An 8,905-nucleotide genomic window follows, 5' to 3' on the forward strand; every position below is an offset into this window, starting at 1 on the left:
TGACATGGTGGCGGAAGGCTCGCCGCTCACAGTTGCGGGGGCAGCCGCGGCATCGGGCATGAAGCCCTCACCGCGTTCCCTTTTGATCCCCGGGGGGAACCGTCGCAGCTTGGCTATTCGGCTTGGGTATGGGCTGTCAATTCGTTCTCTCATCATACCCGGGGCCATATCGAAGCTCGCAATCTAACGATTGCAGGGCAGCGCCCCCCTGATGCGATGTCGCAAGCTGAGGCAGGAGCGGACCTATGAGAGGCTGGCCTGAATGACCATTTGGGCTCAGGCGTTCGCTCTGCGGATACACCGTCCCCACCTCAATCCCAGGACAACGCGTGGGGCCGGCAGCCCGGTGATGGTGTCGGGAAGCGCAACCTTCGCCCGCCGCTCCAGGTGAAGGCAGAGCCGGCCGACGATGCCCCGGAACCCTCGGCTATTCTGCGGCAGGCCGGACCGGCAGCCGCCAGTTCGGGCGCACGAAGTGGCAGGTGTAGCCGTTCGGGTGGCGCTCCAGGTAGTCCTGGTGCTCCGGCTCGGCCTCCCAGAACGGGCCGGCCGTCGCCACCTCGGTCACGACCTTGCCGGGCCAGAGGCCGGACGCGTCCACGTCCGCGATGGTGTCCTGGGCGATCCGGCGCTGCGCTGCGTCGCGGTAGTAGATCGCCGAGCGGTAGCTCGGGCCACGGTCGTTGCCCTGGCGGTTCGGGGTCGTCGGATCGTGGATCTGGAAGAAGAACTCCAGGATGCGGCGGTAGCTCGTGCGCGCCGGATCGTAGGTGATCTCGATGGCCTCCGCGTGGCTGCCGTGGTTGCGGTAGGTCGCGTTCGGCACGTCGCCGCCGGTGTAGCCGACCCGGGTCGCGACGACCCCGTCCTGGCGCCGGATCAGGTCCTGCATGCCCCAGAAGCAGCCACCCGCCAGCACCGCTCTCTCGTAGGCCATCGTACTCTCCTCGTGCTGACGGGACCCGATTCGTCTCGATAGATAGGCAGTCGGCCCCGCGATCCGAGACCTCACGCGGGTCTGGATCAGCCCCTGACGGCTCCCGATCAGCGCTCCGTGTATCTCCCTGCTGCTATGCCGGAGTTCCCGCTCTCAACGACGCGCAAACCGGTCCCCATGGCCCCAAATGCCCGTCCCACGGCCGCGGGGGGCGTGGGGCACAGTTCCCCCACTCCGGCACTTTTTCGGGCGCACCGCGGCGTTCTCGAGAGGTGTTGCCGATGCCGATCCGCGTGAGCCTGCGCTCGGCAGCTTGTCCCGCTCACCGGGCGTCGTTGCCGGTGGAATGGTTCATCGCGGGCCGCTGATCCCTGAGGCGCGTACCAGATCGTATAAGGCCGGCGTTGGTACTCCGTGGCTGACGATCACAACGTCGAGGTCGTACCCTCCGACGATCTGCAGGGCCCGCAACAGAGCTGCATCGATCCAGGTGTCTGCGTTGCCGAAGGCACCTCCACCCAGACGGGTCAACAGCACCCGGTTCGAGGCGCCGCGCGCCGCATTCAGAACTGCGGCCAGCACGGTCGCTTCGTAGGCCGCCTCCAGCACCAGCGATGCGAACGACGCCCAGCTCGCTGCCGGGTGGCGCCCGTAGGCCACCGGTAGAGCCGAGCAGAAGATCTGGCTGACGCGTGGCCCTGGGGCCGGCCCATCCGTGACCTCGACGTCAACGTGCAGCCCGACCCGTAAGAGGCCACGAAGGGCATCCAGCGTGGCCGCATCTGCCACCTGCAGATGCCGACTGATCTCGCTCAACCCGTCGCGCGTCGGCAGAGCGTAGCCGTTGCGCATCGACCAGAGATCCGAGACGTTCGTCCCGAGGCGCGTCGCCAGCGCACGGCCAAGGTCGGCGAGCCCGTCGAGCTGCCGCTCAGTGCTCTGGCCGATCTTACCGTCCACCGGCACGAGGTAGTTGCGGTAGATCGTGGCCCCGCCCGCCGCCATCGCGCAGGCCGGCCCCTGCGTGCGGTCGTGCGCGTAGCGGGTGACGCCGTCCTCAGGTTCGACATCGGGCCCGACCATCTCCAGGAGATTGAACTGGGAGGCGACCTGGAACAGCGCGCCGCGGTTCTCGGGCGCGCGGTGCAGGGCGCGGACATCGCCCTGCACGATCGAGAGCCGCGACGGACCGGACGCCCGCGCAACCAGCGCTTGGGATCGTAGCTCGGCCAACGAGGGCAGGCTCAGCGTGCCGACACCGTAGCTGTAGCCCCCTCCGCGGCAGCGCAAGCGGCCGTCGACCACGGACAGCACCGCCTGCGTCTCTTCGTAGGGCCCTTCCGGGAAGCCGGTGATCCGCTCGAACCAATCCATGCTGATGCTCCTGAGATCGGCCCTGAGACCACCGGCTCCCAGCCCTCCGCCTTCGAGACCTCCCGGCGAATGAGAGGATCCATCCCGAGACATCCTCAGAACACGAACTTCCAGTCGATGCGCCGGACCGGGGCCGCCACGTCCGTGAGGCTTGCCGAGCACATCACGACGACGTCCTGCCGCGCCGCCCGCGCCCCGGCCCGGACCGGGTTCGGCTTGACCATGAAGCACAAGCCGGTGGCCGGGTAGAGGGGCTGGCTGTCGGGCCGGTCGGTCGGCATCAGAGTCACGGCGGTCAGGCGCAGGGCGTAGCCGTAGGCGTTCTCCAGGTCGGGCGTCTGGCGCGTGAACAGCGCCATGACGGTGCGGGCATTGCCCTGGCCGTAGCCGGTGACGAAGCTGACCTCGCCCGTCCCGTCATCGACCAGCCGGAAGTCGCTGTTGCAGGGCAGGCTGCGGTCGTTGACCTTCAGCTCCAGGCAGAGTCCGGCCTTCGTTGCATCGACGGCGGGGTTGGCTTGGGCCGGGTGCGCGGCCAGCAGCAGGAGAGCGAGCGTGAAAACCGTGCGCGTCATCGGGTGATCCGGATCAGGAGTGAGACGGTTGATCGCGCCCGCTGCTGCGGCCGCCTCGGCAAGGAAGGGCCGGGCAACAGGCGCTGGCGAGGGGGCGCCTCAGCGCCGCTTGAGTGACCCGTCGAAGGCGCAGGCCGCGCCGTGGTAGGTGCTGCAATCCCTCTCCTCCATGCGCGCCCGGGCGCGGTCGGCGGAGAAGCGTAGGGTCAGCGTGCAGGTCTCCTCGGCGCCCGGTTCCGTCTTGCGCAGCACCAGGGTCATCGGGCCGCTCGGCCGGGCCAGCCCGCGCAGGTCGCCGGTGCACTGGTTCATGAGCGCGGTCTCGGCCAGGACGAAGTGGGCGTCGCTGCCGTCATCGAGCGCGAACACCTGCAGAGCGAGCTGGCCCTCACCACGTCCCTGATAGCGGCCCTCGAACGGTGAGGCCGCAGAGGCCGGCGCGCCGGCCAAGGCCATCAGCACGCTGAGGGGCGCGGCCAAGGTCCGCCGCTGGAAGGCTACGGGCCGTACAGCGAGAGGAGAGGTAGATGGATGAGGCATGGCGGGGGATCTCGCGGCGTGGATGGTGAAGTCGGCCCCGACAGGATGCGACCGTCAGCACCGGCTGTTCGGTCACGCGGATAACACTGTTGTAGGTTGGAGTTACGCACGGTGGTCCGACCAAACGGGAAGGTCCGATCGCGGGTCACGGGGTATCGCCGCCGAGCGCGTGCCGGGGGCATCTGCGCCGAGGACGCAGTCGGTGCTCAGTACGGCCAGAGGACGTTCAGGTGGACCTCGTCGCGCTCGGGCGTCGTCCAGGTCAGGATGGCGGTGACGGCCACATGCCCGGCGTTGGTGTAGACCTCACCCAGGCAGGTCCGCCGGCCGCCGTACTCGGCGACACCCGGGAAGGCGTCGCGCAGGCTTCCGACCTTCTGCAGCACAAGGCCTTGGGTCCGCGCGGCGGGCGAGCCGCTGACGGCCTGGGCGAGCATGTGGCGCGTGGGCGGGCTGTCGCAGGCCGGCATCTGACCCGGGGTGATCGCAAGCAGCGCATCGCGAGCGCTCTGGCGCGGGGCCAGGAAGAAGATGCCGATACAGGCGATGAGGAAGGCGACGAAGGCGTAGCCCCGCCAGCCCTCGGCCTGCAGAGCGTTGAGCATGCCCCGCCAACCCTGATCCTCCACCATGATCACCTCGTCTGCTGCTGTCGGCTCCTCATTCGCGGGCGGACGAGGAAGTTTAGTCGAACGGATGGCGTACAAGCTTGGCCCGCTGCATCAGGGTCTCGGTCGGCAAGCGAGCAAGGCTCACGGCCGTCGTCAGGATGGGTGGGCATCCTGAACCCGGCCGCGGCAGCGCGTGTCTCACAATTATGTCGAATATATTCGATGGTTTCCCTGCTGCCAAGCTGGCGCAGTCGCGGCCATGGATGGACGTGCGCGCGTGGCGTGGCACCTGCGGCGGCTGCGGGTTGCGCGAGGCTTCAGCCAGGAGGCTCTGGCGGTCGATGCGGGCGTGGACCGCACCTATGTCAGCGGGATCGAGCGCGGCAGCTTCAACCCGACGGTCGAGGTGCTGGAGCGCCTTGCGACGGCGCTGGGTTGTGATGTGGCGGAACTCTTCGCCATACCTCAGGCAGATGACGAGGTGCCCGCCCCCCTCCGCCCCGGCCGGAAGAAAGCTTGATCTCGCGCCGCCTCTGGGAGAGAGCAGGCTTCGCGCGACTAGGAAGCTGCCATTGCCTCCAACGGGATCTTCGGCGGCCAAAATCGGCGTCTCACAGGCACGGATGCCGCGACTCCACCTGTTCTGCTTTCGGAACGGAGTCGGCGCACTACAGCCTCACAGCGCAACCACGCCGCGTTCTAGAAGTCGGCTGTGATCGACGGAATGGACGCCGACAAAGCTTGCTTACGCAAGCTGAGTTAACTCCTGACCCGTTGCAGACCTTCCTCCCCGCCGATGCGAATGTCCGCTCGAGGGTTTAAAGCGGCCCCAAAGCGGCGGCCATGACGTCAACAGGTAGGGGCACATTAGCGACCGCCGATGGAAGGACGCCTTGGCGTCAGCCCGCCCGTAGCTTGGTGCGCCCTCAACGAACTCGAATCGCCCTTGAAAGATACCGTCAGGTAGGTATCATTTGGGCGAAGGGCGCCCGAGCGCCATCGGACAACGACCATGGCCACCGCCTACCACCGCAAGAAGCAGCCGGAGCTCGTCCGGCGCACCCTCCTCGATTGCGCCGCCAAGCTCGCCCTGGAGCAGGGTCTCGCCGCGGTCACCGTGCAGGCGGTGAGCCTTGCCGCCGGCGTGACCAAGGGCGCGCTGTTCCACCATTTCCCGAGCAAGCAGGCGCTGGTCGAGGGCGTCGTCGCCGACCTCATCGCGCAGCTCGACGCGGATATCGATGCGGCCATGGCGAAGGACCCACTTCCATACGGGCGCTACACCCGGGCCTATGTCGACATCACCCTGCACGACCCGATGATGATCGAGGGCAGCCAGTGGGCGGCCCTGCACATCTCCATCCTCGCCGAGCCGGCCCTGCGCCGGATGGTGTCGGACTGGTTCGCCGAGCGCCTGCACCGCCATCGGGACACCGACGGGGACGCTGACCTGGAGTTCGTCCGGCTGGCCGCCGACGGCGCGTGGATCGCCTACCTCGTGCGCGAGAAGCCGACCGATCCGGTGCCGGAGCTAGGCGCGCTCCGGAAGCGGCTCATAGCCATGACCCATGCCGGACGGCCCGGGCCTGCGGACGGCGGCCGGACCTGAGCTATGGCACGTTCCTCGACGCCTGAACTCGCCGCGGCTTATGCCCCGGACGGGAGCGACGACGCCTACGACGAAGTGGCATCCAGGCACGTGTCCGCGGCGCGCATCCTCGACCTGTTCCGTCCCTACGCGGGCCGGATCGCGCTCGTCCTCCTGCTCATCGCGCTCGCGACGGCGGCGGGGCTCGCCGCCCCGTTCCTGCTCAGGGAGATCATCGACGTCGCTCTGCCGCGGGGCGACGTGCGGCTGCTCGGGCTGCTCGCGGGAAGCCTCGTCGGCCTCGCCGCGCTCGGCGCCGGCATCGGCGTGCTCCAGGCCCTCGTCACCGCGAAGGTCGGGCAGGCGCTGATGCACGACCTCAGGGTGCGCGTGTACGCGCACCTCCAGTCGCTGCCTCTCGGCTTCTTCACGGCGACCCGGGGCGGGGACATCCAATCGCGCATCGCGAGCGACATCGGCGCCCTCCAGGCGCTCGTCACCCACACCGCGGGAGAGGCGACGCGCAACGCCAGCGCGGTCGCGATGACGGCGGCCGCGATGCTGATGCTGGAATGGCGGCTGGCCCTGTTCTCGTTCCTGGTGCTGCCGCTGGCGACCTGGATCAGCAACCGCGTCGGCCGGATGCGCGAGGAGACCACCTACGCGCAGCAGGAGCGGATCGCCGAGATGACCTCGGCGGTGCAGGAGTCTCTGTCGGTCTCGGGCATCGTCCTCGCCCGCACGACGGGCCGTACGCGGCACCTGGTCGAGCGCTTCGCGCGGGCCTCGCGTGAGGTGGCGGACCTGGAGGTCCGGTCCCACACGGCCGGGCAGTGGCAGTGGTCGGTCATCGACCTGGTGCTTCAGGCCCTGCCGGCCCTCACGCTGTTCCTCGGCGGCTGGATGATGAACGCCGGGACGGCGATGACCATCGGCACGCTCGTCGCCATGATCGCGCTGCAGGAGCAGATGCTGTTCCCGCTGGAGGAGGTGCTGCGCACGGGCGTCGAGGCCCGCAAGGCGCGGGCGCTGTTCGCCCGCATCTTCGAGTACCTCGACAAGCCGGTCGGCATCACCGAGCGACCGGACGCCGTCACCCTCGATCCTTCGAAGGTCGCCGGCCACGTGCGCCTCGACGGCGTGACGTTCTCCTACGACCGGTCGGGACCCACCACCCTGCGCGGCGTCACGGTGGACATCCCCGCCGGCTCCCATACCGCCATCGTCGGCGCGACCGGCTCGGGCAAGTCGACCCTCGGCCACATCCTGGCACGCCTCCACGACGTCGACGCGGGCGCCGTCCTCTACGACGGCGTCGACGTGCGGGACCTGTGCATGCATTCGCTCTCGGACATCCTCGGGGTGGTGACGCAGGACCCGTTCCTCCTCCACGCCAGCATCGCCGAGAACCTTCTGTTCGCCCGGCCAGAGGCCACGGTGGCGCAGATGGTCGAGGCGGCGCGCATCGCCCAGTTGCACGACCTGATCGCGGCCCTGCCTGACGGGTACGACACGGTGGTGGGAGAGCGCGGGCACCGCTTCTCCGGCGGCGAAAGGCAGCGTCTCTCGCTCGCCCGCACCATCCTGCGCGATCCCCGGGTCCTGCTGCTCGACGAGGCGACGAGCGCGCTCGACACCGCCACGGAGCGGGCCGTGGTCGAGGCCCTGACGCGGCCGGGCAAGCCCCGCACGACCATCACCATCGCCCATCGCCTGTCGACCGTGCGCCGAGCCGACCAGATCGTCGTGCTGGACCGCGGAAGAGTGGTCGAGAGCGGAACGCACGAAACCCTCCTGGCCCGCGACGGCGCCTACGCGCGCCTCGTGCGCAAGGCCGCCTGACGGCCCGGCACCAACGGACCTTCCCCATGTCGATTCCCACCTCCCTCCACCGGACGCCGGTCCTCACCGCCGCCGCCTGCCTCGCCCTCCTCGCCCTGCAAGGCTGCAAGCCGGCGGCAGACGGCCAGCCCGCGGGCGGGCCCGGTGCGGCGGGCGCCACCCCCGACGTCTCGACGGTCACTGTCGCGGCGGTCACGGTGCCCCGCATCCTCGACCTGCCGGGCCGCCTGACCTCGACGCGGGTCGCCGAGGTGCGGGCCCAGGTCTCCGGCATCGTCCAGGAGCGCACCTTCGAGGAAGGCAGCCTAGTGGCCAAGGGCGACGTCCTGTTCCGGATCGACCCGGCCGTCTACCGGGCGGAGGTGGATGCCAAGGCCGCCGCGCTCGCCCGGGCCGAGGCGACCAAAGTGCAGGCGCAGCGCCAGTCGGAGCGCACCGAGACCCTGTTGGAGCGCCAGGCCGCGAGCGCCGCCCAGCAGGACATCGCGGTCGCCGCCCTGCGCCAGGCCGAGGCCGACGTCGCGAGCGCCAAGGCGCAACTCGCCCGCGCCCGGATCGACCTCGACTACGCCACCGTGCGCGCGCCCATCGCCGGTCGCATCGGCCGGGCCCTCGTCACCGAGGGGGCGCTCGTCGGCCAGGGCGATGCGACCAAGCTGGCCCTGATCCAGCAGGTCGACCCGATCTTCGCCGACTTCAACGCCTCGGCCGCCGACCCGAGCCGCCTCGCCGAGCGCGCCTCGGGGAAGGAGGAGACGGGGGTACGGCTGGTCCTACCGGACGGCTCGCTCCACGCGGATGCCGGGCGGCTCCTGTTCACGGACGTCAGCGTCGACCCCGGCACGGGGCAGGTCAGCCTCCGCGCCACGTTCCCGAACCCGAAGGTCGCCCTGCTGCCGGGCACCTACGTCCGCGTCCGCGTCGCGCAGGGCACGCTGCCGGGGGCCGTCCTCGTCCCGGCCCAAGCCATTCAGCGCAGCAGCGCCGGCGTGGCACAGGTCTACGTCGTCGGCGAGGACCGGACCGTGGCCCTGCGCCCCGTCCGGGCGGGGGCGCTGACGGATGCCGGCTGGATCGTCGAGGACGGGTTGAAGGCCGGCGAGACTGTCGTGGTCGAGGGCTTCCAGAGGCTCCAGCCGGGCATGGCGGTCAACCCGTCGCCCTGGCAAGCGCCCCGGACCGCCTCCGCCTCCTCTAAGCCCTGACCGACAGGATCACGCCGCCATGACCCGCTTCTTCATCGCGCGCCCGATCTTCGCCTGGGCGGTCTCCATCTTCATCATGCTGGTGGGGGCGATCTCCATCGCCTACCTGCCGGTCTCGCAGTACCCGGACGTCGCCCCGGTCACGATCCAGGTGACGGCGACCTACCCCGGCTCCCCGCCGGAGCGGCTCTACGACGGCGTCACCCGCATCATCGAGGAGGAGCTCAACGGCA

10 protein-coding genes and 1 riboswitch are annotated in these 8,905 nt (G+C 69.7%); of the genes, 5 read left to right on the forward strand and 5 right to left on the reverse strand.

From position 1 onward, the window contains the following. Positions 1–119, reverse strand: a riboswitch (cobalamin riboswitch). This riboswitch is flagged as partial in the annotation. Between the two features lie 308 nt (positions 120–427). From msrA to AX737_RS26035, 5 genes are all read right to left on the reverse strand, one after another. Continuing rightward, positions 428–937 carry a peptide-methionine (S)-S-oxide reductase MsrA gene (msrA, locus tag AX737_RS26015; protein ID WP_066926515.1) on the reverse strand — a complete coding sequence of 170 codons (510 nt, stop codon included), beginning with the start codon at positions 935–937 and terminating at the stop codon, positions 428–430. A gap of 351 nt (positions 938–1,288) precedes the next feature. Then, the gene (locus AX737_RS26020; RefSeq protein WP_066926518.1) at positions 1,289–2,311 is read right to left on the reverse strand and encodes a hypothetical protein; all 1,023 of its coding nucleotides are present in this window, start codon (positions 2,309–2,311) and stop codon (positions 1,289–1,291) included. Positions 2,312–2,406: 95 nt separating this feature from the next. Further along, on the reverse strand, positions 2,407–2,886 hold the full coding sequence (locus AX737_RS26025; protein ID WP_066926520.1) for a hypothetical protein: 480 nt from the start codon (positions 2,884–2,886) through the stop codon (positions 2,407–2,409). A 99-nt stretch (positions 2,887–2,985) separates the two neighbouring features. Beyond that, a complete protein-coding gene (locus tag AX737_RS26030) occupies positions 2,986–3,366 on the reverse strand; it encodes a hypothetical protein (protein WP_066926522.1) in 381 nt (126 codons plus the stop codon). A 266-nt stretch (positions 3,367–3,632) separates the two neighbouring features. Beyond that, positions 3,633–4,058 (reverse strand): hypothetical protein, encoded by a 426-nt coding sequence (locus tag AX737_RS26035; protein ID WP_066926524.1) that lies wholly within the window; start codon positions 4,056–4,058, stop codon positions 3,633–3,635. 238 nt (positions 4,059–4,296) lie between these two features. On the opposite strand from AX737_RS26035, the gene AX737_RS26040 reads away from it, so the two are divergent. From AX737_RS26040 to AX737_RS26060, 5 genes are all read left to right on the forward strand, one after another. Then, positions 4,297–4,557 carry a helix-turn-helix transcriptional regulator gene (locus AX737_RS26040; RefSeq protein ID WP_066926526.1) on the forward strand — a complete coding sequence of 87 codons (261 nt, stop codon included), beginning with the start codon at positions 4,297–4,299 and terminating at the stop codon, positions 4,555–4,557. Between the two features lie 492 nt (positions 4,558–5,049). Continuing rightward, positions 5,050–5,646, forward strand: a complete 597-nt coding sequence (locus AX737_RS26045; protein ID WP_066926528.1) for a TetR/AcrR family transcriptional regulator — start codon at positions 5,050–5,052, stop codon at positions 5,644–5,646. Between the two features lie 3 nt (positions 5,647–5,649). Next, positions 5,650–7,467 (forward strand): ABC transporter ATP-binding protein, encoded by a 1,818-nt coding sequence (locus AX737_RS26050; protein WP_066926531.1) that lies wholly within the window; start codon positions 5,650–5,652, stop codon positions 7,465–7,467. Between the two features lie 26 nt (positions 7,468–7,493). After that, entirely contained in the window at positions 7,494–8,672 is a 1,179-nt protein-coding gene (locus tag AX737_RS26055; protein ID WP_066926533.1) for an efflux RND transporter periplasmic adaptor subunit, read from the forward strand. Between the two features lie 19 nt (positions 8,673–8,691). After that, positions 8,692–8,905: efflux RND transporter permease subunit (locus AX737_RS26060; RefSeq protein WP_156453966.1), on the forward strand; the 214-nt coding region annotated here is incomplete at its 3' end.

Source organism: Methylobacterium sp. CCH5-D2, assembly GCF_001556475.1.
In the GTDB taxonomy this organism is placed as follows: domain Bacteria; phylum Pseudomonadota; class Alphaproteobacteria; order Rhizobiales; family Beijerinckiaceae; genus Methylobacterium; species Methylobacterium hispanicum.